Below are 23,718 nucleotides of genomic sequence, written 5' to 3'. Positions count from 1 at the left end.
ACGAGGTGATGGCCGATCTGGCCATCATCGCCCACTGGCCGCCGTCCGAGATGGCGGTCATGGAGATCAGCGAGCTGATGGGCTGGCACCAACGCCTCGTTGAGACTCACAACCGCATCAACGGGGCAGAACAACAATGAACCCTCTCAAACTTCAAATCCTGCTTAACGGGATCGACAAGCTCACCGCCCCCCTCAAGGCAGCCAGCGGCCAGAGCCGCATCACCGCCAAAGACCTGGTCGACACGAAAAAGCGCATCAAGGAGCTGGAAGCCCAGAGCGGCCAGATTGATGGCTATCGCACCCTCGGCCAGCAGATTGGCGCAACCCGCGCCCAGCTGACCCAAGCCCAGCGCGACGCCCAGCAGATGGCCCAGCAATTCGCCAAGGTCGAGCAACCGACCAAGGCCATGACCCGGGCTATGGAGCAAGCCAAGCAGAAGGTGCGCAACCTCTCCCAGCAAGAGCGGGAAATGGTCGCCCGTCACGGCAGCCTGAAACGGGCCATGAGCGAGGCAGGCATCAACACCAAACAGCTGGGCCAGCACCAGCGCCAGCTCAAGAGCGATCTCGCCGCCGCCAACAGCCAGCTCGACCAGCAGCGGGCCAAGCTGGGGCAACTGGCCGACCAGCAAAAGCGCATTAACCAGATCAAAGCCAACTACGACAAAACCATGTCAATGCGCGGCACTCTAGCGGGCTATGGCGCTGCGGGCATGGCCACCGGGGCCGCCGCCATCTACAAGGGCACCAATATCGCGAGCAAGGCGATGGGCTTTGATGTCGATATGTCCAAGGTGCAGGCGATCACCCGGCTGAGCAAAGAGAGCAGCGAACTGGCCGCCCTGCGGGCCCAAGCGCGGGAGCTCGGCGCCAATACCGCCTTCACGGCGGGCGAAGCGGCGCAAGGCCAAGGCTTTTTGGCCATGGCCGGTTTCACCCCCAAGGCAATCCGTGACGCCATGCCCGGGGTGCTCGATATCGCCAAGGCGGGCGGCGTCGAGATTGCTGCCGCCGCTGACATCGGGTCCAACATCCTGACCGGCTTCAAGCTGCCGGCCAACCAGATGACCCGCTTGGGGGATGTGATGGTCGGCACCTTCACCCGCGCCAACGTCGACTTGCAGATGCTGGGCGAAACCATGAAATACGTGGGGCCGGTGGCGGCAGGGCTCGGGGTCGACCTTGAAACCGCCTCCGCCATGGCGGGCAAGCTGGGGGATGCAGGTATTCAGGGCAGCATGGGCGGGACTGCCATCCGCGCCATTCTCGGCCGGTTGGCTTCTCCGCCCAAGGCGGCGAACGATGCGTTGGCTGCCCTCAACGTCAAGACCGCCGATGCGGCGGGCAACCTGCGCTCGCTGCCAGATATCCTGGACGAGCTCTACCAGAAAACCAGTAAGATGGGGGACGCCACCCGCTCGGGCTACTTCAAGGCCATCGCCGGCGAAGAGGCATTTGCCGCCCTGACCGTGCTGACCGAGCAGGCCGGTTCCGGCAAGCTGCAGGAGCTGATCGCCACCTTGAAGCAAACCCGGGGGGAAGCGGGCAAGGTCGCCAAGGTGATGGCCGATAACGCCATCGGCGACCTGGACAACCTCACCTCCGCCTGGGATGACGTAGGGATCCAGATGATGGAGACCGAAAACGGCCCACTGCGCGGCATTATCCAGCGCGTCACCGAGATCATTCAGGTCACTGGCGACTGGATGCGGGCCAACCCAGAGCTCACCTCGACCCTGACCCGTATTGCGGCAGTCACCGCCGTAGCGGCTGCCGCTGGCGGGTCGCTGCTGCTGATTGTGGCCGGTCTGCTGGGGCCACTGGCTGCCATCAAGATGGGGATTTCAACCCTGCTGGTTTATGGCGGCCCGCTGCTGACCTTCATCAAGGCGCTGACCATGGGCATGGTCAGGCTCGGGATTGCCATGCTCACCACCCCGATCGGCTGGTTCATCATGGGGATTGTGGCAATCGCGGCCGGGGCCTACCTGCTCTACAAACATTGGGATGGGGTCACCAAGTGGTTCAGCGACCTATGGGCCCAGTGCAAGGCCCCTGCTCTTGCCTTCTGGGAACTCCTGAAAGAGCTCTTCTCATGGAGCCCCATCGGCATGCTGATCATGCACTGGAACGAGATCTGGGCCTTCTTCGATACCCTGCCTGCGGGCGCCGCCAACAAGGGCAAGGCCATCATCGACGGCCTGATTGGCGGCATCAGTGCCAAGTGGGAGAGCTTGAAGAACAAGATCAAAGCCCTCACCGACCTGCTGCCGGACTGGATGAAGGGGGGCGGCTCGGTCACCACCAACGTCAATCCGTCCGGATACCTCACAGGAAACTACAACACCCCTGCCATGGCGGGCGGTTCGGGCTATGGCCCGCGCATTGTCACCCCGGTGCGGCCATTGGCCAGAAGCAACAGCACCACCCAGATCAACGCTCCCATCAGCATCGTGCAACAGCCGGGACAATCAGCCACTGATGTGGCGCAAGAGGTGCGCCGCGAGCTGGACCGACGCGAACGGCAGGCAGCAGCCAGTGGCCGCGCCTCCCTGACCGACCGCAACTAAGGAGCAAGCACCATGATGATGACCCTGGGCTGGTTCGTGTTTATGCGCTCGACCGTGGCCCCCCAATCCCAACAAGACGAAAAATCATGGCGCCACCCGGGCAATAACCGGGTCGGCGCCCGCCCCTCATATCAGTACCTCGGCCCTGATGACGAACTCAGTAACTTAAGCGGGGTGCTCTATCCAGAGCTCACCGGTGGCCCAGTCTCCCTCGATATGCTCAATAGCATGGGCGACAGCGGCCAAGCCTTCCCCCTGATCCAGGGGGATGGCGTGATGCGCGGCTTGTTCGTGATCGAGGGGATCAGCACCACCCGCAGCGAGTTCTTCCAGGATGGCAGCACCCGAAAAATCGAGTTCAGCATCAAGCTCAAGCGGGTCGATGACAACGACAGCTCCCTCGGCAATACCTTGCTCGGACGCACCGCGGGCAACCTGCTCGGTCGATTGGGCGTTGGCAAGCTGCTGAACACCGTGGGCGGCAAACTCGGGGGGCTGCTCTGATGGGGGCATTCGACCAGTTCGGTACCCGCTTGGCTGAAAACCTTGGTATCACCAGCCAGCTGGATGCCATGCGCCAACAGCATCCGGCCCCCGCCTATCAGGTGCAGGTCGATGGCAGCGATGTCTCGGGCACCCTGCGCCCGCGCCTGATGCACATGACCATCACCGATAACCGGGGCTTTTCTGCCGACACCATCGAAATCGCCCTCGATGACAGCGACGGCAAGCTGGCCATGCCGCGCCGTGGGGCCACCCTACAAGCCAGCATAGGCTGGCAAGGCGGCCCCCTGGTCGATAAAGGCACCTTCAAAATTGACGAGGTGGAACACGGTGGCGCGCCGGATGTGCTCACCATCAGGGGTAAGTCGGCTGACCTTCGCGGCGGCATGAACAAACTGCGCGAACGCAGCTGGCACTTCGAGACCATCGGCGCCATCGTGGAGCAGCTGGCCGCCCGCTATGGCTTGACCCCGAGCGTAGGCGACGCCTTCAAGGGGATGGTGATCGACCACATCGACCAGACCAACGAGAGCGATCTGGCCTTTCTCACCCGCTTGGCCACCGAGCAGGATGCCATCGCCACCGTCAAATCAGGCCGTCTGATGTTCATCAAGGCGGGCAACGGCACCACCGCCAGCGGCAAGCCACTCCCTGCCATCACCATCACCCGCCAGGACGGCGATCAGCACCAGTTCTCGGTGGCCGACCGCGACGCCTACACCGGTGTCATCGCCTACTGGCAAGACAACAAAGCTGCCGAGAAGAAGAAAATAGAGGTGAAGCGCAAGCGAAAGACCAAACCGAAGGAGGAACGGCCGCTGCCGCCGGGCGTAGTGGTCAACAAGAAGGAGAACGAGCTGCTGGTTGGCGACAGTGAGAACGTCAAAGAGTTGCGCCACGTTTACGCCAGCCAGAGCAACGCCATGCGTGCCGCTCGGGCTGAATGGGAAAAGCTGCAACGCGGCGTGGCCGAGTTTCAGATCACCCTGGCCAGAGGCCGCCCCGAACTCTACCCAGAACAACCCACCACGGTCAGGGGCTTCAAACCACAAATCGACGAGGCCGACTGGCTACTCACCCAAGTGGTGCACGACCTCACCGATCAGGGCTACACCAACCGCCTGCAACTCGAAGTGAAGCTTGCAGAGCTGCCGGAGTGATGTCTGGATGCGAGAAGTGCCCCACAATGTGGGGCACTTCTCATTCTGCCTGACAACGCACCGAGACATGGCCAGGGAAAGGCGCCGCATGAAGTGCGCCGTCAGGCAGAGCGGCATCATACAAGAAGATCCTGTTGCTCAACATTACAGGAAGGGTGAACCGCTTAAAAAAGCGCTGTCGCCACTTTGTCGCCATTTAGGCAAAAGAAAAAGGCCACTATTTCTAGTGGCCTTTCATAACTCTTTGATTTTAATGGTGCCCGAGGCCGGAATCGAACCGGCACGACGCGAACGTCGAGGGATTTTAAATCCCTTGTGTCTACCGATTTCACCACTCGGGCACCGTAATCGGTATCAAGCTCGCGCCGCGGGCTTGTCAATATGGAGGCACGTTCCGGAGTCGAACCGGACTAAACGGATTTGCAATCCGCTGCATAACCGCTTTGCTAACGCGCCATGCAAAAGAGAGTTGGCTCTCTATTGTCTGAATTTGGAGCGGGAAACGAGACTCGAACTCGCGACCCCGACCTTGGCAAGGTCGTGCTCTACCAACTGAGCTATTCCCGCATTGGTCTGGCTGACTGCCTGACTACGAGGACGCATTCTAGCGATGTTCCCCGCCCAGTCAACCAGAAATATTTAATTAACTGATCGTTCGGGCGTTTTTTGCCCTTTTTGCACACTTTTAGCGCCTTTGGCCGTTTCTTGTCTGAAATTGCGAGAAACGGCCTGTTACTGCCTGATAACTCAGAAGCTGGAGTGATGGGTCAGATCGCTCCAGGCTGCCTTCATGTACTGGAACATCGACCAGAAGGTGAGCACGGTAGCGACATAGAGCAGCACGTAGGCCAGCCACACCATCCAGACGTTGTATTGCCAGATAAGACCGGTCAGCGACACCATCTGGATCATGGTCTTCCACTTGCCAATCCAGCTCACGGCCACCGAAGAGCGCTTGCCGAGCTCAGCCATCCACTCGCGCAGTGCGGAGATGATGATCTCGCGACCAATCATGGTCATGGCGGGAATGGTGACCCAGATGGTGTTGTAGTGTTCGACGATGATGACCAGTGCTGTGGCCACCATGATCTTGTCGGCGACCGGGTCGAGGAAGGCACCGAAGGCGGTGGATTGATTGAGCTTGCGGGCAAGATAGCCATCAAACCAGTCGGTGGCAGCGGCCAGAATAAAGACGATGGCAGCGGCCAGATAGGACCACTGGTAAGGCAGATAGAACAGGATGACGAAGACGGGAATGAGCAAAATCCGGAAAAACGTCAGCATGTTAGGTATGTTTGTCATTATTTTCAGCCACTTCTTGTACGTCGCTACATAGTGCGCCAAAGCCGATTTGCGATGCAACCGCACTGACGCCCGTCTTGGTCTTTTTTAATCCATCAACCCTTTCGCAATACCGCGCCATTATGGCATTTACGGCCCCCCTGCGTCACGGCTCTTGTGCATCAAGGAGTTAGCGAATGTTCCCAGTTAATCATCTCATGAAAAAAACAGTGTCATTCAACACTCAGGCCGAATGCAGACCATCGTGGATGGCTTGGGCCAGCTCCTGACTGATGCCGGGCACCTTGGCCAGTTCATCCACACTCGCCTTTTTCACCTCCTGCAGGCCGCCCAGATATTTGAGCAGTGCCTGACGCCGCTTCGGCCCCACTCCCGGAATATCCTCCAGCGTGCTGCTGGTGCGGGCTTTGGCTCGCCGTGCCCGGTGGCCGGTAATGGCAAAACGGTGGGATTCATCGCGAATATGTTGAATAAGGTGCAAAGCGGGCATATCTGCCGGCAAATGCAACTCTTCGTGGCTCTCCCCCATGATGAGCGTTTCCAACCCCGCCTTACGGGTGACCCCCTTGGCAATGCCCACCAGCAGCGGATATTTGCCACCGAGGAACTCCAGCTGGCGCGCCAGGATCTCTTCGGCGCGGCGCAGCTGGCCGAGGCCGCCGTCGATAAAGAGCACGTCCGGCACCTTGTCCGGCTCCTGCTGCTTGCCAAAGCGCCGCTCCAGCGCCTGCTCCATCGCCGCGTAGTCATCGCCGCCGGTGATGCCGTCGATATTGAAGCGGCGATATTCGGAGCTAAGCGGCCCCTCCCGGTTGAACACCACGCAAGAGGCCACCGTGCGCTCCCCCATGGTGTGAGAGATATCGAAACACTCCATGCGGGCGATGGGGCGCTCCAGCTCCAGCAGCTCTTCCAGCTGGTCGTAACGGGCGGTGATGGTGCTCTTGTGTGCAAGCCGCGAGCGCAGCGCCGTCTCGGCATTGATGGAGGCGAGCTTGATGAAGCGGGCCCGCTCGGCACGGGTACGGCTCACCACCCGCACCTTGTAGCCGGCGGTCTGGCTCAGGGTCTCGGCGATGACGTTCTCATCTTCCAACGCCACGTCGAGCAGCACCTCGCTCGGGATCTGCCGTCCCCCCTGCCCCGACAGATAGAACTGCAGCAGGAAGGATTGCACCACCTCGTCGAGCTGGGTATCGGCCGGCACTTTCGGGAAGTAGCTGCGCGAGCCGAGCACCTTGCCCTGACGGATAAAGAGCACGTGAATGCAAGCCGCCCCCTGTTCGAAGGCGACCCCCACCACATCCAGCTCGTCCAGCACGTTGCCACTCACCGACTGCTGTTCGGTGACCCGGCGCAACGCCAGGATCTGATCCCGATAGCGGGCCGCCTCTTCAAAACGCAGATCGCCGCTGGCGGACTCCATCTTGCCCACCAATTCGCCGATCACCTGCTGGTTCTTGCCCGCCAGAAACAGCTTGGCCAGCTCAACCTGCTGGGCATATTCGGCCTCGCTCACCAGTCCAGGCACGCAAGGGCCAGCGCAGCGCTTGAGCTGATAGAGCAGGCAGGGACGGGTGCGGTTGGCGTAGACTGCATCCTCGCACTGGCGCACCGGAAAGATCTTCTGCATCAGGTGCAGGCTCTCGCGCACTGCGCCACCGGAAGGGTACGGGCCGAAGTACTCCCCCTTGATCTTGCGGGCACCGCGATGGACGCCGATGCGCGGATGCTGATGCGCGGTGATGATGATCCAGGGGTAGGATTTGTCGTCCCGCAGCAACACGTTGTAGCGGGGCTGGTACTGCTTGATCAGGTTGTGCTCGAGGATCAGCGCCTCGGTCTCGGTGTGGGTGACGGTGACCTGGATATCGGCGATCTGGCGCACCAGAGTACGGGTCTTGATGCTGTCGACATTGGCCCGAAAGTAGGAGGCGAGCCGTTTTTTCAGATCCTTGGCCTTGCCCACGTAGATGACGGTGCCGCCGCTGTCATACATGCGGTAGACGCCGCTCTGGTGCGTCACGGCGGCGAGAAAAGCTTTGCTGTCAAAAAGGGGCTCGGGAGAGAGGGTCATCGGCAACTCGACTCAACGGATGAAGGCAAAAAGACGGGGGAGAGCATACTGCGCCCACTCATGAAAATGCAAAAGGGGGCTAAAAAGCAAAAGGCGGCAAATGCCGCCTTGGTGACCACACTCCCCCGCTTACAGGGTGTCGGCATCCAGCATGCCGTAGCGAATGGCCAGATGGGTCAGCTCCACGTCACCGTTGATCCCCAGCTTGCTGAACAGGCGGTAACGGTAGCTGTTGACCGTTTTCGGGCTCAGGTTAAGCTGCTCGGAGATATCGGTCACCTTCTGCCCCTTGGTGATCATCATCATGATCTGCAGCTCCCGCTCGGAGAGGGACTTGAAGGGGTTCTCGTCCGCCGAGGCAAACTGGCTCAGGGCCATCTGCTGGGCGATCTCCGGGGAGATGTAGCGTTGACCGGAGTGCACCAACCGGATCGCCTGAATCATCTCGTCCGGCCCGGCCCCCTTGGTCAGGTAACCGGCGGCGCCAGCCTGCATTACCTTGGTCGGGAAAGGATTTTCTGAGTGGATGGTCAGCACTATGATGCGCACATCGGGGCGGATCCGCAGAATTTTGCGGGTCGCTTCCAGACCACCAATACCCGGCATGTTCATGTCCATCAGGATCACATCCGGATGGTGCTGACGACAGAAAGCAACTGCATTTTCGCCACTCTGTGCTTCGCCTACCACCTTGATCCCGCGAACATCTTCCAGAATGCGTCTTATCCCTGTACGCACCAGCTCATGGTCATCGACCAGGAATACATTTATCACCCAAACACCCCGTTTTTTATCTCGTTTTGGCCGCCCGGTTAGGGTTAACAGGGCGTCTTGCATCATAACCAAACTCGCCGCTTTGGCAAACCATGCACGCCAAAAGTTTGATAAAGCGCATTTATAGTGTTCGTAATCAGATAATTATCGAGATACTCAAAACAAAAAACGGCGTCTTGCGACACCGTTTTTCTTATCTTCAGCCTGCCGGATCAGCCCGCCAGGAAGGCTCGCACCTTCTCCAGATCGGCCTGGGTATCGACACCAACCGGTGGCGCTTCGAGCGCCTGCGCCACGTGGATCTTCTCCCCGTACCAGAGCACCCGCAGCTGTTCCAGCGCCTCGACCTGCTCCAGCACGCTCGGCGCCCAGTCCACATAACGCTGGATAAAGCCGGCGCGATAGGCATAGATGCCGATATGGCGCTGGTAGTGGTCGCCAATCTGCTCGTGGCTGTTGGCAAAGCGATCCCGATCCCACGGGATGGTGGCGCGACTGAAGTAGAGGGCGTAGCCATCCTTGTCAGTCACCACCTTGACCGCATTGGGATTGAACGCCTCTTCGGCATCCCTGATCGGCACCGACAGGGTCGCCATCGGCGCCGTGGCGGCGGCCAGATTGTCCGCCACCTGACGGATGATGGCGGGCGGAATGAGCGGCTCATCCCCCTGCACATTGACGATGATGGTATCGGCAGCAAAACCGTAGTGACGGCACACCTCGGCCAGACGCTCGGTGCCGGACTGGTGATCCGGAGAGGTCATGCACACCTCGACGCCGGTGGTCAGCAGTGCCTGCTGCACCCGCTCGTCATCGGTGGCGACGATCACCCGATCGGCACCGGATTGCAGCGCTTTTTCCACCACGTGCTGCACCATGGGCTTACCATGGATGTCAGCCAGCGGTTTGCCCGGCAGCCGGGTGGAGGCGTAGCGGGCCGGAATGACGACGACGAAACTCATGACGGCAGCTCGTCGCTATTAAGCGGACGGGCGCGGTTCTCCAGCAGCACCGGGATCCCCTCCTCCAGCGGATAGGCCAGCTTGTCAAAGCGGCAGACCAGCTCATGCACGGCCTTGTTGTAGTGCAGCTTACCCTTGCAGACCGGGCAGGCGATGATGTCGAGCAACTTGATGTCCAAAGCCAAAACGATACTCCTTCAACGATGTCGCGCTGGCGGATTCATCACGCCAGCGATGGATGTCGAGCAACCAGCTATTCCATGCGGGGCATATCAACCCCCTGCTCCCCCGCCGAGGCGAGAGAGATTAATCTTGCGCCCTGGCAGCGCCCTTCCCCTTCGTCCCCAGCTTGTGCAGCAGGGTGTCGAGCAGGGAGGCTGGCAACTCGGCGCTGACCGGTAGATACCACCAGTTATCGAGGGCAAACGGGCGGCACTTGACCGCATCCTTCTCGGTCATCAGCAGCGGCTTGCTGGCAAAGCGCCCCACCAGCTCATCCCGATCGAAGGGGTGATGATCGCCGTAGGCGGCCTGCTGCTCCAGCTGATAGCCGAGCCCTTCGAGGGTGGCAAAGAAGCGGGGCGGATGACCAATCCCCGCCAGCGCATCGACCGGCCCCGACAAGGGGACGGCAAGCGGTGCATCGTCGCGCACCCGGCGCGGGGTGTCGGCGACCAGTTGCATGGTGTACTCCCCCTTGCCCGGTTCGCCGCCGTTGCAGATGATGGCGTCCACCCGTTTGAGGCGGGTGACCGGCTCGCGCAGCGGCCCCATCGGCAACAGGCAGGCGTTGCCAAAACGGCGCGCTCCGTCCACCACCACCAGCTCGATGTCGCGGGCCAGCGCATAGTGCTGCAGGCCGTCGTCGGTGATGATGATGTCCACCTCGCCGCTCTGCTCCAGCAGTCGTACCGCATCGGCCCGTTTCGGGGCAACCACCACCGGACAGCCGCAGCGCCGGGCAATCAGTACCGGCTCATCACCGGCCTGCGCCGTGGTGCTGGCGGCATCGAGCCGATAGGGATAATCGGGCGCCTTGCCGCCATAACCACGGCTCACCACCCCGGGGCGATAGCCGCGTGCCTGCAACTGCTCCACCAGCCAGACCACTACCGGGGTCTTGCCGTTGCCGCCCACCGAGATATTGCCCACCACGATCACTGGCAAGGAGGAGCGATACCCCTTTAGCCAGCGGTGGCGATAGGCGTAGCGGCGGGTGCCGCTGATGATGGCAAACAGCAGGGCAAAAGGGGCCAGCAACCAGCGCCAGCCACTTTTGCGATACCAGAGCCGTTCCAGCATCAGGCCTTGTTTCCTGCATTGCCAAACTGAATGGCGCGCAGCTGGGCATAAGTGCCGCGCTGCTCCATCAGTGCTGCGTGGTTGCCACGCTCGACGATATGGCCTTCGTCGATCACCAGGATCTCGTCCGCCTTCTCGATGGTGGAGAGGCGGTGGGCGATCACCAGCGAGGTACGCGCCTTGCAAAGCTCATCGATAGCCGCCTGAATGTGGCGCTCGGACTCGGTATCGAGGGCCGAAGTGGCCTCATCCAGCAGCAGAACCGGCGCATCGCGCAGCAGGGCGCGGGCGATGGCAACACGCTGGCGCTGACCGCCGGAGAGGGATGCACCGTTCTCGCCAACCACAGTGTCGTAACCGTGGCTCATCTTGCTGACGAACTCGTCGGCATGGGCGATACGGGCGGCCTGCTTGATCTCGTCGAGGCTGTATTTCTCTTCCGCGGCGTAAGCGATGTTGTTGGCCACCGAGTCGTTGAACAGGTGAACATGCTGGGAGACCAGCGCGTACTGCTTGCGCAGCTCGCTCAACTTGTATTCGCGGATGTTGACGCCGTCGAGCAGGATCTCCCCCTGATCGATGTCGTAGAAGCGGGTCAACAGGCTGGCAATGGTACTCTTGCCTGAGCCGGAACGGCCCACCAGCGCCACCGATTTACCCGCCTCCACCTTGAAGCTGACGTTGTGCAGCGCCGGGGTGTCCTTGGTCGGGTAGGTGAAAGTGACATTGCGAAACTCAATCTCGCCACGGGCACGCTCCAGAGTGCGGGTACCGGTATCCTGCTCCGGCTCGGTGTCGAGCAGGCCAAACAGGCTGTGGCAGGCGGTGATGGCACGCTGGAACTGGTTGTTGACGTCGGTCAGGCTTTTCAGCGGCTTGAGCAGCATCATCATGGAGGTGATCATGACGGTGAAGGTACCGGCAGTCAGGGTGCTGCGCACGCTGTCGACAGTGGCCACATAGAGGAAAGCGGCCAGCGCGATGGAGGCAACCATCTGCACTACCGGGCTGCCGATGGCATCAGCCGCGACCATCTTCATGGTCTGCTGGCGCATGTTGTTGCTGACCTGGAAGAAGCGTTTCTCTTCTACCTTCTGGCCACCAAACATCAGCACCTCTTTGTGCCCCTTGAGCATCTGCTCGGTGGAGGTGGTGATATCACCTACCGCCTGCTGGATATGGCGGCTGATCTGGCGGAAGCGACGGCTGATAAGGCCGATGATAATGCCCACCAGCGGGCCCACCACCAGGAAGATCACCGACAACTGCCAGGAGTGCCAGAACATCAGGCCGAGCAGGCCGACCACGGTCGCCCCTTCCCGCACCAGGGTCACCAGGGTGGTGCTCGCCGCCGAGGAGACCTGACTCGCGTCATAGGTCACCTTGGAGAGCAGGTGGCCGGTATTCTGGCGGTCGAAGAAGCTCATCGGCATCGCCACCATGTGATTGAACACCTGCTGTTGCAGACGCATCACCACGTGGTTGCCGACCCAGGCCATGCAGTAGTTGGAGAGGAAGTTGGCGACACCGCGCAGGGCCACGATGCCCAGAACGAAGAAGGGCATCCACTTGAGCACGGTCGGATCGTTGCCGTTGATCCCCTGGTCGATCAGCGGCTTGATGGAGTAGACGAAGGTGGTGTCGACAGCGGCATAACCCAGCATGCCGATGATGCCGCCGATCAGGCCAAGCTTGCGGTCACGGACATAACCGAGCAGGCGCTTGAATACTGGCCAGCTACCTTGTGAAGTTTCTTGTTGCATGAATAGCCGTTGGTAATGGAAATGACGGGGTATTCTAGCCAAACAGTAGACATCCACCAAGCGCCACCATACAGATAGCAGGGATTCGGCCCCCAAATCAGGGATGAGATGCCTTCATCACGCCCCGATTATCCCGCATATTCGCCCTTTCATATGACGGCCGGCCGTGCCACGGCGCACGCGGGCTACCCTTGCACCAACCCGGCATCCTCACGGCCTCTGCATCCCGGCGCCATACAGGCCGCGGCCGACCAGCAATATCACTGCGGGGCTATTCGGCCACCCAGTATTGGTCACTCTGGCCCACAAGGCTCGACTTGCCGACCCTTGATTGTTTCACCAGTAAAACTGAATTCCATTTAAACCGTATAAATTTGCAACAATATGGGCGGTGCAAGAGGGCGCCAGCGGGAAAAACGAGTGGCAGAAACACTTCCGCTCAAAGTGATGGGTCTGGCCGATCTCCCCATACTTTCGGCTGCCACCAGTTGCCAGCTTGCCGGTACCAGGGGCCATGATCCCGCTCGGCTTTGACCTGCATACCATCTGCGACCGGCGCAATTACTACCTCCCCGCCCAGACCGGTCACCCACTGGATCGATCCCTGATAACGTGCGACTACCTCGGGACGAGGAAAGCCCCACTGGTTCATGAAGCCGGCGCTGTGCACCACGTAACGAGGCGCCACGGCGGCGACAAAAGGCGGGGTGGAGGAGGTGCGACTGCCGTGGTGCGGGCTCACCAGCAGGGTGCTGGCAAGCCTGCCCCCCTCGAGTGCCACCAGATGCTGCTCCGCCTGCCGCTCGATATCGGCGCTCAGCAGCACGCTGCGCTCGCCATCACTGATGCGTACCACGCAACCATCGTTGTTGTGCCCTGCCCCGGGTTGTTCTGGCCAGAGCACGCGAAACTGCAGCTCTTGCCATGACCACGCCTGACCGCGCTGACAGAGGGTGGTTGACGGGGTGAAAGGGTAGGAGGAGAGCTCGCTGCGCACCGTCAGGGCGCTGAGCAGCCGCTTGCGGTTGCCCGCATGATCCCGATCCTTGTGGCTGATGATGAGGCGATCGATGACCCTGATGCCAAGGTGGCTCAAGGTGGGCAGGATCACCGTATCCGCCATGTTGTAGCCACCGGGATAGCGATCGCCGGTGTCATAGAGGATGGCGCGCTCCCCCTTGCTGATGAGCACGGCCAACCCCTGCCCCACATCGAGCACCCGCACCTGCCAGCGCGGCGGCGCCGGCCAGAGAAAAAGCGTCAGGGCCAGCAGCCCCGGCAGCAAGAGCCAGCGGGCCACCCGCCACTGCCAGCAGAACCAGAGCAACAGCAAGAGCGTGCTCACCGGCAGCCACCAGCCCGGCAGTGGCCACCAGAGCTGGACTCGGGAGGCGAGCATATCGAGCAGGATGAGCACCCACTCCAGACCGAGATTTGCCAGCCAGAACAGGCCGTAGGCGAGCGCGCCAGAGAGCGGTGCCAGCAGCACGCCGATCAGCGCCAGCGGGATAATGACGATACAAAAGAGCGGCACCGCCAGCAGGTTGATCACCATGGCGAGCGGCGCAATCCCCTCGAACAGCGCCAACTGCAGCGGCAGCAAACCGAGCAGCATCCAGAGCTGGATCTGCCAGAGGGTTGGTTTTTCATGGAAGTAACCGACCAGCAGCAAGATAGCGACCGCCAGAAACGAGAGCCAGAAACCGGCCGAGTAGAGGGCAAAGGGATCCCAGAGGGTCAGCACCACAAAAGCCCAGAGCCAGATGCGGTAGGCCGGCCACTCCCGCCGTCGCCAGCGCAGCACACTCCAGACCAGAACCATGATGAGGGCTCGCTCGGTCGCCACAGCAAACCCCGCCAGCCAGCTGTAAGTGGCGGCAAACAGCAGCGACACGCAGATCGCTCCGCGCAGCCCGAACAAACGGCCAAGCCACCAGCCGAGTACCGCCACCAGCGCGATGTGCTGGCCAGAGATGGCGATGATGTGGGTCAGCCCGCTGCCGCGAAACAGGCTCCACTGCTCATCGGTGATACCACTCTGTTCACCGAAGGTGAGCGCCGCCAGCAAGGGGGCCTGCGAAAGAGTTCGCCAGCTCTCGTTGGCCGCCGCCAGCCAGCGCTCGCGTAGTCCGGGCGCCACCGGCGCGATATGGATCACCCGCCGCAGGTTGCCGGTAGCCGTAATGCCCTTGCCGAGCAGCAGGCGACGACCATCCATCCCCGCCTCGTTGGCAAGGCCGTGGGCCGGCTTGAGAGTAGTCACCAGTGTGAGTTCACTCCCCGCCGTCAGGGGGGGCAGCTGCTGATAGGCATTGACCCGGATCAGGGGGGACGGACGGAGCTGCCGACCATCCAGTTCATGGACACTGAGGATCAGCCGGACAAATTTCTCCCCTTCGGACTCTGCACTTTGCAGCTGTGCGGTTATGATATGGCTCGTTTTTTTGTCAAGCAGCTCCAGCCAGGCCAGGTGATACGAGAGAGTGGCCTGCATCCAGAGGATGCCAAGCAGCAGAAACAGCAGCCGCCACGCACGGCAACAGGCAAGGGGAACCAGCAGGGACAGCAACAGGCCCCCCCATGCAAGTGAAGGTAACCATGGCCAGAGCAGTGAGGAGCTTGCCCCGAGGGCAAACGACAACAGACGCAGATCCATGGTGCAAGTATTTAGCAAGGTTTCAATATGCCCAAACGACTCATCAAACGCTGGATGCCCGACCCGCAAACCCTGAAAGAACACAAGCACTTGCGACTCTTTGGTCGCCTGCTGCTCGATGCCAATCTCTGGCATCTCAACCGGCGCTCGGCTGCGGGAGCCTTCGCCGTGGGGCTGTTCATGGCCTGGGTGCCGCTCCCCTGCCAGATGTTGCTGGCCGCCGGGCTCGCCATCGCCTGCCGGGTCAATTTGCCCCTCGCTGTGGCGCTGGTCTGGCTCTCCAATCCACTGACCATTCCCCCCATGTTCTATGGCGCCTATCTGGTCGGTTGCCAGTTGCTGGGGCAAACCTCGCAACATGTCGACATCCAGTTCACCTGGGCCTGGCTGGTATCGGTATTTGAAACCGTCGCGCCGCCGCTCCTGCTGGGCTCGCTGGTGCTGGCCCTGCTGAGCTCGCTCATAGGTTACGCCGTGATCCGCACCTTCTGGCGCATCAGTACGGTGCGTCAGTGGCAAAAACGCAAGGTGGCACGCCCATGCTGAGTCGCTGGTTCTCCCGTTTCAAGATCGATCCCGATACCCTGCGCAAGCAGAAGTGGTTTGCCCTGTTTGGTGAGCGACTGCTCGCGCCCGCCCTCTGGCAAGGGGGCAGCCGCGCCCTGAGCGGCGCCGTGGCGGCCGGCATCTTCGCCTGCTGGTTCCCCATCCCGATGCATTCGCTCATCGCGGTCGGGCTGGCGCTGGCGTTCAGCCTCAACCTGCCGCTGGCGCTGCTGGCGGTCTGGTTCAACAACCCGCTCACCCTCCCCTTCATGTACCTCTATGCCTATCGCACCGGCTGTCTGGTGCTGCACAAGACGCCGGAGCCCTTCCACCTCACCTGGACGCTCCACTGGCTGGAGCAGGAAGCGGCAACTCTTGTTCCCCCCTTCCTGCTCGGCAGCATGTTGCTGGCGGTGCTCACCGCACTGCTGGGTGGCGCCCTCACCTTGCTGGTGCTTCAGCTGCGCCGCTGGTTGCAAGGCGTTCGCTGAACAGCTCACCCGGCTGGATCAAAAAAGCCCGTCACTGGCGTGACGGGCTTTTTCAGTAGTGCGGTTAACGGCTGGCGTTACAGCACCTTGGCGATGGCATCGCAAAGCGGATCTATGTTGGCACGGGTGATACCGGCCACACTGATCCGGCCGGAGCCGACGATATAGATGGCAAACTCGCTCTTGAGACGCTCAACCTGATCCTTGGAGAGACCGGAGAAAGAGAACATGCCGTTCTGCTCGCGGATAAAGCTGAAATCCTGGTTCACGCCGCGCGCAGCCAGTTTCTCCACCAGCAGCTCGCGCATCTCGCGAATGCGCACGCGCATGGCCGCAACCTCTTCCACCCACTCGGCATAGAGGGCCGGATCGCTCACCACGGCGGTGACGACGGCGGCGCCGTGTGACGGCGGGTTGGAGTAGTTGGCACGAATGACGGTCTTGACCTGGGTGAAGGCCACGTCGGCGATCTCTTTGGTCGCACTGACCAGAGTGAAGGCGCCGACCCGCTCGTTGTAGAGACCGAAGTTCTTGGAGAAGGAGCTCGCCACCAGCAGCTCGTCGTGGCACTCGGCGAAGATGCGCAGACCTTCGGCATCCTCTTCGATACCGCGGGCAAAGCCCTGATAGGCGAAGTCAAACAGCGGCAACCAGCTGGCAGCAGCACTCTGCTCGGCCAGTGCACGCCACTGCTCGGCGGTCGGGTCGATACCGGTCGGGTTGTGGCAGCAGCCATGCAGCAGTACCAGATCCCCAGCCTGCACTTCAGCCAGCGAGGCCTGCATGGCAGCAAAGTCGAGCCCCTTGGTAGCGGCGTCGTAGTACTTGTACCACTTGACGGTCAGACCGGCAGCCTGGAACACGCTGACGTGGTTGGCCCAGGTGGGATCGGAGATCCAGATGGTCTTGGCCAGACCATTGCGTACCACAAATTCGGCAGCGATACGCAGGGCACCGGTACCGCCCGGCGCTTGGGCGGTCTTGGCGCGGCCGCTGGCGACCAGCGCGGAGTTCTGCCCGAACAGCAGCTGCTGCACGATGCGGCCATATTCGATATTGCCTTCAATACCGAGGTAATTCTTGGTCTTCTCGTCGGTCAGGAGCTTCTGCTCGGCTTGCTTGACGCAGTGAAGAATGGGGGTGGCACCGGTCTCATCCTTGTAGATCCCGACCCCCAGATTGATTTTGTGGCTGCGAGAGTCGGCGCGGAAGGCTTCGGTCAGGCCCAGGATCGGATCCGCTGGGGCGGCAACAACCTTTTCAAACATGGTATTCCCTGTATTCCGTTGAGTTCATTGGGTGGCAAAGCGGCGTGGTAAACAAAAGCGCTCATCCGCGAGCGCTTCGTCAACTCTTTATATCATCGCGTTCCGTGGGGGAAAACCGCTTTTTGGCCTGCTCTGGCGGGGATTTCAACCAACGGCATGCCACTCGGGTGCAAGGGCGCACACCTCGGCCGATAAGGCACCATTGGACTCAACCAAACCGTTACAAATTGCCAACAATGATTTGGGGATCCGGCTCGGTTCCCAGTGGCGAGCTTCCCCGAGCGGGGTTGCGTAGGTGGTAATAATGGGAACCAGTGTTCTGGGCAGCCACCAGCTCGGCGGACGGCTCAAGCGCTGGGCCAGCGCCACCACCCTGTCGACCCCAGCGGGATCGAGCGAGGTCAGGTGGCTCCACTGCACATTGGGCGGCAGGGCAGCGATCACCTGCTGCAGCGCCAGCTGGGCAGTCGCGGGCGCGCACACCAGCAGAGTACCGGCAGGCAGTTGTAGCTCGGCAAAGGCACCGACGCTGTCGGTGGTGATCACCTGCAACAGCTCCCCCTCCCCCCACAGGATCTTGCCAAGGCTGGCCAGGGTACGCTCGGGGAGCGCTATCTCACCGAGGACCTGCAGCCAGGGAGCGGCATCGAGCAGGGTGCCACCGCTGAAAAAGAGGCTGAACGGCTGGGCTGCGCGCAGGCGCAACAACTGATCGGCGCAGAGCCGGATCCCCTTGTCTTCGAAGTCGATCTGTTCGTTGGGGGTGAAGTTCACCTCGCTCTTGCGATAGAGCGCGGCGAGCACCCGTTCATTGACCAGCTCCCCCAGCTGCCACCCCTGTCCGTGCAGCCACTCCTCCGGCGCAGGCGGCGCCGTGGCGATCTCCGCCAGCATCAGCTCGCGAGTCAGATAGCGGCGCCCGGCCGGGGTCAATTCATAGCTGTGGTTGCCGTGGGCAAGCAGCAGCTGGTTATCCTTGAGCAGACCAATCAGCGGTTGCCATTGCCGGCCCCGGATCACCGCTGGCGAACACTCGAGCAGCTGTTGCGCCAACGCCCGCCATTCGGGGTGACTAAAGTCGATCATGTGCACTTCATCCCTGTAAATCGCATCCCTGTAACTGGCTGACAGACAAAGAGCCTGAAAAGGTACAATTACCGGCAGATGACGCCAACCCTTCTGCGTCAATTACGTGACCTCTCCCCCGCCTTTGCGCCAGAAATAGACAGCCCACCGGGAGGTGGGCTGTAACGGAAGATAAAGCAGAAGCTATTCGGCGGCGAGCCGCAGTTCGGCGTCGTGCCAACCGAGCGGCAGCATCAGCAGCTGATCGATCAGTTCGCGGCGATCTGATTTCTCAAGATAGGCGAGATAGAGCGGACGGCTCAGCGGCTGCCCCCCTTCTACCAGATGCAACGCCCCTTTCTCGAGGAAGGGGCTGACCATGCGCCGCGGCAGATAGGCGGCACCGCCGTTGGCCAGCACGAATTGCAGCGCCATGCTGGCAGAGCTGGAGTGCAGCACCGGGGTCTTTTGCAGGCTCTGCAGCCTGCTCGGCTGCGGCTCGAAGCTGGTGCCCCAGTCGAGATGGATGTGGGGCATCTGCATCAGGTTGTCGGCATTGGCCGCCGGATCCCGGCTCACCAGCTCGAACACCAGCTCCCCGATGGGGTGCAGGGCGATCTCGTCGATCTTGGTCGGCTCGGAGAGCAGGGCCAGATCGAGGGAGCGCTCCAGCAACTGACGGCAGAGGTGCTCGCGGGAAGCCGTTTCCAGCCGCACAGCCAAGCCGGGCGCCAGCGCATAAATGTGGTTGAGCCAGTCATTGAAATCGAGCTCCCAGAAGACGGCGGGAGCACCGATGGCCAGCTGCTGGCTGAAACCTGGCGAGAGCGCCACATCCTGTTTGGCACGACCAAGGGTATGGAGGATGGCGTCTGCATAGGGCAGCAGACGCTCACCGGAGGCTGTCAAACGGATGTTGTTGCGATGACGGGCAAACAGACTGACCCCGAGTTGCTGTTCAAGCTGGCGGATCCTGAAACTCACCGCCGACTGGGTCAGATAGAGATTTTCAGCAGCCCGGCCAAAGTGCCGGGTCTTGCTCACCTCGATAAAGGTCCGAAGCAGCTCGGTATCCATTAATCGATGGACTCGTCACTGCCACCGCCGCTGCCACCGCCGACATCAAAGCTGCCGCCACCGCTGCTCTCTTCGCTGGCGCCGCCAACGACGGTGCAGAGACGGTGAACACGCTTGGGCCCGATCACCTTGAGGTACTTGAACCATACCTTGGCGTGGGGGTTGGCACCGGCAGCACCGGATTTAACCTGCTCGATGAAGGCTGCCTCTACATCGTCACGGGGGGCAAGGGTGCCCTGATAGAGTGACAGCATGGCGGTGCCGTATTTTTCCAGACTATCCGCTTCGGCCACAGTGAATTCGCCACTGCGACGCAGGCCACGGGGAAAATGTTTGAAGTCGTTGAAACGCTTGTCTGATTCGAAGCTCATAATGCTCTTTTTTCTGGTTAGTTTGACCTTTGCGGGCAAGTATCATCAGGCCATCGCCGAGTGCAAAATCAATTTTCTTACTATGTTAATAAATATCTTTCATCGAAGCTGCATTATCCGTCAGACAGGACCAATTTTGCGGGTAAGCACACAAAAATCGTTGATAAATAACAGGCTTATGTAAAATTTCGTAAACATAGCTGGGCTGTTTTCAGATAAATCGGGCAAAAAATAAAGCGCCATACGGCGCTTTATTTGTTTCGTCAGGTGAACCAGCTGAACTTTTGGTGCAAAGATCGTTACTCGATCATGGCCGGCTGTGCCAGGTTGTCGGCACGCCACAAACGGTAGCGTACTTCGTACTCCTGCGGCACATAGATCACGAACGGCAGCTTGGAGTTGTAGTTCACGAAGAAACCCTGACCATAGATCTGGACGAAGGTCTCTTTCTTCTGACCATCCGGGCAAGCCATCAGAGTGCTGATGGGGTCGGAGACCTGACCCAGTTGCAGATAGTTGTAGCCCCAGCCCTTGACGCTGTGCTGTTCCAGGTTGCCCGCAAAACGCGGCACGTTGCAGTCAACCATCATCTTCTTGCCGACCTGCAGCTCGACCATCATGTCGGCTTCGTTCTCGACTTCAGGCAGGCGGATCACCACACGTTCCTGATTCACGTCAGCGGCTGGGAACATGCTGATATCAAATTTTTTCGGCTCGGCGGCGAAGGCATGGCCACCCAGCAACAAGGCGCCCAGCAGGCTAAAACGCAATACGGTTTTCATCTGTACCTCTTGGGGTTGGTTCAACGCCGCTAGACTAACCGCTCTGCCGATTTCATGCCAGCGCTCTGCAACGTAAAAAGTACGTAAAATGATGCAGATCCGGCACGCGATGACGTGATTTGGCTATTTTCTGACACCGCGCACACTCCCTTGCGGCTCCCGCTAAATAAAAAGCGAGGCCATCTGGCCCCGCTCTGAATTCAAATGGCACTTTGCCAACTATTTCCGTGTCCCTTCATGGGCTTGGATAACGGCAACCGCCTTGTCGGGGAAGTCACTGAACACCCCGTCCACATCCGCCTGATAGAGGAAGATGTTGAGCAGATCGGTAAAGTCCTTGGCATAGGCCGGGATCTGTCCATCATCCTGACGGAAGGTGTAAGGATGCACCTTGAGGCCGGCCGCGTGGGCCTCTTTTACCATGCCGGTGAAGGTCGGTTTGCCCAGGGTGCCCGGCTCCGGCACTATCATCGGCTTCCACGGGCCGATCCCCTCGGCGTAGCTGGCGATCTCCTTCATGGCGCCCGGCTTGAACATCCAGTCATAGCTGTAGGGGGTTGCCTTGCCCTTGGCGTCATAGACCATGGTCTCGTTCCAGTCGGTCTCGGCCATCAGCTGCACTAGTTTGAGATCCATGCCCATGGCCGGCATCAGCTCGCTGTTGATGCGCTTGAGCTCGTTGGTATCGAAACACTGCAGATAGACCTTGTCGTTCTTGCTGGTGTAGCCGTACTGCTTCAATACCTTGAGTACCGCCTTGGAGATGTCCTTGCCCTCGTGGCGGAACAGCCAGGGCGCTTTTATCTCCGGGTAGATACCGATGTTCTTGCCGGTGCTCTTGTTGAGCCCCTGGATCATCTCGATCTCTTCCTGGAAGGTGTGGATCTTGAAGCTGGACTTCCACAGCGGGAAGCGCGCCGGATAGACAGGCACCTGCTTGCCATCCACCAGCTGGAACGGCTCGGTCATGCGCAGGGAGCGCACCTCGTCCAGGGTGAAATCCACCACATAGTAGCGCCCATCCGGGCGAGCCCGGCCGGGGAAGCGCTCGGCCACATCGGTGATGCCATCGAGGAAGTGATCGTGCATCACTACCAGCTGGTCATCCTTGGTCATCACCAGATCCTGCTCCAGATAATCGGCACCCATGCCGTAGGCCAATGCCTTGGACTCCAGGGTGTGCTCGGGCAGGTAGCCGGAAGCGCCCCGGTGAGCAATCACTATCTTGCCTTCATCGACGGCCAGAACAGGTAATGAGAGGGATGCCCCAAGGCTTAGCGCAATGAGGGAGACGGTGAGTTTTTTCATATGTGACACTCTTTATTATTGTGTGTAGGTAGTTGTTATATCAGAGGTTTATTGCAGTTATGGGAAGGGCGACGCAGGGCCGCCCTTCAGAGGACTCAGCTTGCTTTGCGCAGGCAGTGGTGATGGTGTGCCAGCCACTCACCCAGTTGCTGTTGCTCGGAATCGGACAGGCGCAGCCCCAGCTTGCTGCGACGCCAGAGGATATCTTCCAGAGTGCAGGCCCACTCCCGCTCGATAAGGTAGCGCACCTCAGATTCGTATAGTCCGGCACCAAAGTGCTGGCCACGGGGCTCCTTGAGCCAGAGCCGGGCATGGGCGCCATAGGCTTCGGCGATACGCAGGGCGCTGCGATCATCGAGCCAGTCAAACTCCAGCGCAAAGGCGCGTGCCAGCTCGCGAACCGAGCAGTCGAACTCGCCACCGGGCAGCCGGCTGCTGGCGGTCCAGTCATCCCCCATCTGGCTGAACCAGGGTTTGAGCTTGTTGCAGGCAGCCTGCGCCAGCTTGCGGTAAGTAGTGAGCTTGCCACCAAATACCGAGAGCAGCGGCGCACCATCGGATTCACCGGAAAGTTCGAGGGTATAGTCGCGGGTCACCGCCTGTGGCGAGTCGGATTCGTCGTCGCACAGCGGGCGCACCCCGGCATAGGTCCAGATCACGTCTTTGGGGGCGATCTGGCGGGTGAAGTGGGCGTTGACCACCTTGCACAGGTAGTTGATCTCGGCGTCGCTGATCTTCGCCTCGCGCGGACTGCCCTTGTGCTCCACATCCGTAGTGCCGATGAGGGAGTAGTCCTGCTGATAAGGGATAACGAAGACGATGCGGTTGTCCTCGTTTTGCAGGATGTAGGCCTCTTCGCGCTCATGGATGCGCGGCACTATCATGTGGCTGCCTTTAATAAGGCGAATGCCGCGCGGGGATTTCTCGTGCAGGCTCTCGTCATAGAAGGTCTTGACCCAGGGGCCGGCCGCATTGACCAGACCGCGGCAGGTGACATTGAACTGCTCGCCCCCTTCCCGCTCCAGAGTCAAGGTCCAGTGCTTTGAGCCGCGCTCCGCCTTGACGCAGCTGGTGCGGGTTTGCACGTCGGCACCCTTGTCGCGCGCCATCATGGCATTGAGCACCACCAGCCGGGCATCGTCGACCCAGGCGTCCGAATACTCGAACCCCTTGTTGATACCGGCGGTGAGGCCATCTTGCGGCAGGAAGCGCACGCCACAGCTGCCCTTGAGCTTGTCGCGCTTGGCCAGATTGTCATAAAGGAAGAGGCCAGCGCGGATCATCCAGGCCGGACGCAGATGCGGGCGGTGCGGCAGACGAAAACGCATCGGGCGGGCGATATGGGGCGCCATGCCGAGCAGCACCTCCCGCTCCGCCAGCGCCTCTTTCACCAACCGGAATTCGTAATGTTCGAGATAGCGCAGACCACCGTGGATCAGCTTGCTGGAGTTGGAAGAGGTGGCTGAGGCGAGATCCTGCGCCTCGAACAGGGCTACTTTCAAACCCCGTCCTGCCGCATCAGCTGCAATGCCTACCCCGTTGATGCCGCCACCAACGACGACCAGATCATAATGTTCGCTCATGTTCACCTACTTTCATTTTTATGATTGCTATAACAGCAATGTTTGATTTCGCTCATTTTAGAACATAAAAAAACATCAAACGAACATTTAGTTGTAAAAGTGTGATCACAATGTGCAGCCAAACAGGCTTGGCGCTTCGCGTTGGGCAATGAAAG

General features: G+C 60.5%; 21 protein-coding genes and 3 tRNA genes. 6 read left to right on the top strand and 18 right to left on the bottom strand.

Annotation, left to right across the window (positions count from 1 at the left end):
* Positions 1-8: 8 nt before the first annotated feature.
* Genes BS300_RS05175 through BS300_RS05160 form a run of 4 tightly spaced genes read left to right on the top strand, consistent with a single transcriptional unit; the run spans position 9 to position 4,236 of the window.
* A complete protein-coding gene (locus tag BS300_RS05175; protein ID WP_041202707.1) occupies positions 9-140 on the top strand; it encodes a GpE family phage tail protein in 132 nt (43 codons plus the stop codon).
* Positions 137-2,572, top strand: coding sequence for a phage tail tape measure protein (locus BS300_RS05170; protein ID WP_071911211.1), 2,436 nt, complete (start codon positions 137-139; stop codon positions 2,570-2,572). Before BS300_RS05175 ends, BS300_RS05170 begins: the two co-directional genes overlap by 4 nt.
* Positions 2,573-2,584: 12 nt before the next feature.
* Positions 2,585-3,076: a phage tail protein gene (locus BS300_RS05165; protein WP_071911210.1), complete on the top strand. Its 492-nt coding sequence runs from the start codon at positions 2,585-2,587 to the stop codon at positions 3,074-3,076.
* Complete coding sequence (locus tag BS300_RS05160; RefSeq protein WP_071911208.1) at positions 3,076-4,236, top strand: phage late control D family protein; 1,161 nt, start codon at positions 3,076-3,078, stop codon at positions 4,234-4,236. The genes BS300_RS05165 and BS300_RS05160 overlap by 1 nt, the downstream gene beginning before the upstream one ends.
* A gap of 254 nt (positions 4,237-4,490) precedes the next feature.
* On the opposite strand, the gene BS300_RS05155 is transcribed toward BS300_RS05160, so the two are convergent.
* The 11 genes from BS300_RS05155 to BS300_RS05105 all read right to left on the bottom strand — a co-directional run bounded on the left by BS300_RS05155 (position 4,491) and on the right by BS300_RS05105 (position 15,072).
* Positions 4,491-4,577: transfer RNA gene (locus BS300_RS05155), tRNA-Leu, on the bottom strand.
* Positions 4,578-4,618: 41 nt separating this feature from the next.
* Positions 4,619-4,692 (bottom strand) — tRNA-Cys (locus tag BS300_RS05150).
* Between the two features lie 35 nt (positions 4,693-4,727).
* A tRNA-Gly gene (locus BS300_RS05145) sits at positions 4,728-4,803 on the bottom strand.
* 180 nt (positions 4,804-4,983) lie between these two features.
* On the bottom strand, positions 4,984-5,538 hold the full coding sequence (gene pgsA, locus BS300_RS05140) for a CDP-diacylglycerol--glycerol-3-phosphate 3-phosphatidyltransferase (protein ID WP_041208501.1): 555 nt from the start codon (positions 5,536-5,538) through the stop codon (positions 4,984-4,986).
* 223 nt (positions 5,539-5,761) lie between these two features.
* Complete coding sequence (gene uvrC / locus BS300_RS05135) at positions 5,762-7,615, bottom strand: excinuclease ABC subunit UvrC (RefSeq protein WP_041208502.1); 1,854 nt, start codon at positions 7,613-7,615, stop codon at positions 5,762-5,764.
* A 129-nt stretch (positions 7,616-7,744) separates the two neighbouring features.
* Positions 7,745-8,389: a UvrY/SirA/GacA family response regulator transcription factor gene (gene uvrY, locus BS300_RS05130; protein WP_033112896.1), complete on the bottom strand. Its 645-nt coding sequence runs from the start codon at positions 8,387-8,389 to the stop codon at positions 7,745-7,747.
* Positions 8,390-8,601: 212 nt separating this feature from the next.
* Entirely contained in the window at positions 8,602-9,351 is a 750-nt protein-coding gene (kdsB, locus tag BS300_RS05125; RefSeq protein WP_071911206.1) for a 3-deoxy-manno-octulosonate cytidylyltransferase, read from the bottom strand.
* Complete coding sequence (locus BS300_RS05120; protein ID WP_005347033.1) at positions 9,348-9,536, bottom strand: Trm112 family protein; 189 nt, start codon at positions 9,534-9,536, stop codon at positions 9,348-9,350. The genes kdsB and BS300_RS05120 overlap by 4 nt, the downstream gene beginning before the upstream one ends.
* Before the next feature lie 121 nt (positions 9,537-9,657).
* Positions 9,658-10,653, bottom strand: a complete 996-nt coding sequence (gene lpxK / locus BS300_RS05115; RefSeq protein ID WP_071911204.1) for a tetraacyldisaccharide 4'-kinase — start codon at positions 10,651-10,653, stop codon at positions 9,658-9,660.
* A complete protein-coding gene (gene msbA / locus BS300_RS05110; protein WP_043849448.1) occupies positions 10,653-12,416 on the bottom strand; it encodes a lipid A ABC transporter ATP-binding protein/permease MsbA in 1,764 nt (587 codons plus the stop codon). The genes lpxK and msbA overlap by 1 nt, the downstream gene beginning before the upstream one ends.
* 439 nt (positions 12,417-12,855) lie before the next feature.
* A complete protein-coding gene (locus BS300_RS05105; protein WP_071911202.1) occupies positions 12,856-15,072 on the bottom strand; it encodes a DNA internalization-related competence protein ComEC/Rec2 in 2,217 nt (738 codons plus the stop codon).
* Positions 15,073-15,099: 27 nt separating this feature from the next.
* Here BS300_RS05105 and BS300_RS05100 point away from each other — a divergent pair, with 27 nt between their 5' ends.
* Together BS300_RS05100 and BS300_RS05095 are read left to right on the top strand one after the other, a co-directional pair.
* Complete coding sequence (locus BS300_RS05100) at positions 15,100-15,618, top strand: DUF2062 domain-containing protein (RefSeq protein ID WP_042031164.1); 519 nt, start codon at positions 15,100-15,102, stop codon at positions 15,616-15,618.
* A complete protein-coding gene (locus BS300_RS05095) occupies positions 15,612-16,109 on the top strand; it encodes a DUF2062 domain-containing protein (protein ID WP_071911200.1) in 498 nt (165 codons plus the stop codon). Before BS300_RS05100 ends, BS300_RS05095 begins: the two co-directional genes overlap by 7 nt.
* Before the next feature lie 77 nt (positions 16,110-16,186).
* On the opposite strand, the gene BS300_RS05090 is transcribed toward BS300_RS05095, so the two are convergent.
* The 7 genes from BS300_RS05090 to glpD all read right to left on the bottom strand — a co-directional run bounded on the left by BS300_RS05090 (position 16,187) and on the right by glpD (position 23,563).
* Positions 16,187-17,377, bottom strand: a complete 1,191-nt coding sequence (locus tag BS300_RS05090; RefSeq protein WP_071911197.1) for an amino acid aminotransferase — start codon at positions 17,375-17,377, stop codon at positions 16,187-16,189.
* A 144-nt stretch (positions 17,378-17,521) separates the two neighbouring features.
* The gene (locus BS300_RS05085) at positions 17,522-18,463 is read right to left on the bottom strand and encodes a hypothetical protein (RefSeq protein WP_071911194.1); all 942 of its coding nucleotides are present in this window, start codon (positions 18,461-18,463) and stop codon (positions 17,522-17,524) included.
* A gap of 183 nt (positions 18,464-18,646) precedes the next feature.
* Positions 18,647-19,519: an HTH-type transcriptional regulator HdfR gene (gene hdfR / locus BS300_RS05080; protein WP_071911193.1), complete on the bottom strand. Its 873-nt coding sequence runs from the start codon at positions 19,517-19,519 to the stop codon at positions 18,647-18,649.
* The gene (locus BS300_RS05075) at positions 19,519-19,890 is read right to left on the bottom strand and encodes a DUF413 domain-containing protein (protein WP_033112906.1); all 372 of its coding nucleotides are present in this window, start codon (positions 19,888-19,890) and stop codon (positions 19,519-19,521) included. The genes hdfR and BS300_RS05075 overlap by 1 nt, the downstream gene beginning before the upstream one ends.
* Before the next feature lie 299 nt (positions 19,891-20,189).
* Positions 20,190-20,672 (bottom strand): serine protease inhibitor ecotin, encoded by a 483-nt coding sequence (gene eco / locus BS300_RS05070; RefSeq protein ID WP_033112907.1) that lies wholly within the window; start codon positions 20,670-20,672, stop codon positions 20,190-20,192.
* A 219-nt stretch (positions 20,673-20,891) separates the two neighbouring features.
* Positions 20,892-21,980 carry a glycerophosphodiester phosphodiesterase gene (gene glpQ, locus BS300_RS05065; RefSeq protein ID WP_071911191.1) on the bottom strand — a complete coding sequence of 363 codons (1,089 nt, stop codon included), beginning with the start codon at positions 21,978-21,980 and terminating at the stop codon, positions 20,892-20,894.
* Between the two features lie 95 nt (positions 21,981-22,075).
* On the bottom strand, positions 22,076-23,563 hold the full coding sequence (gene glpD, locus BS300_RS05060) for a glycerol-3-phosphate dehydrogenase (RefSeq protein ID WP_071911190.1): 1,488 nt from the start codon (positions 23,561-23,563) through the stop codon (positions 22,076-22,078).
* Positions 23,564-23,718 lie beyond the last annotated feature (155 nt).

It is taken from the genome of Aeromonas sp. SCS5, from assembly GCF_001887375.1.
Classification (GTDB): Bacteria; Pseudomonadota; Gammaproteobacteria; order Enterobacterales; family Aeromonadaceae; genus Aeromonas; species Aeromonas jandaei.
The sequence above is the reverse complement of the archived record's forward strand: the minus strand, read 5'-3'. Positions and strand labels throughout refer to the sequence as shown.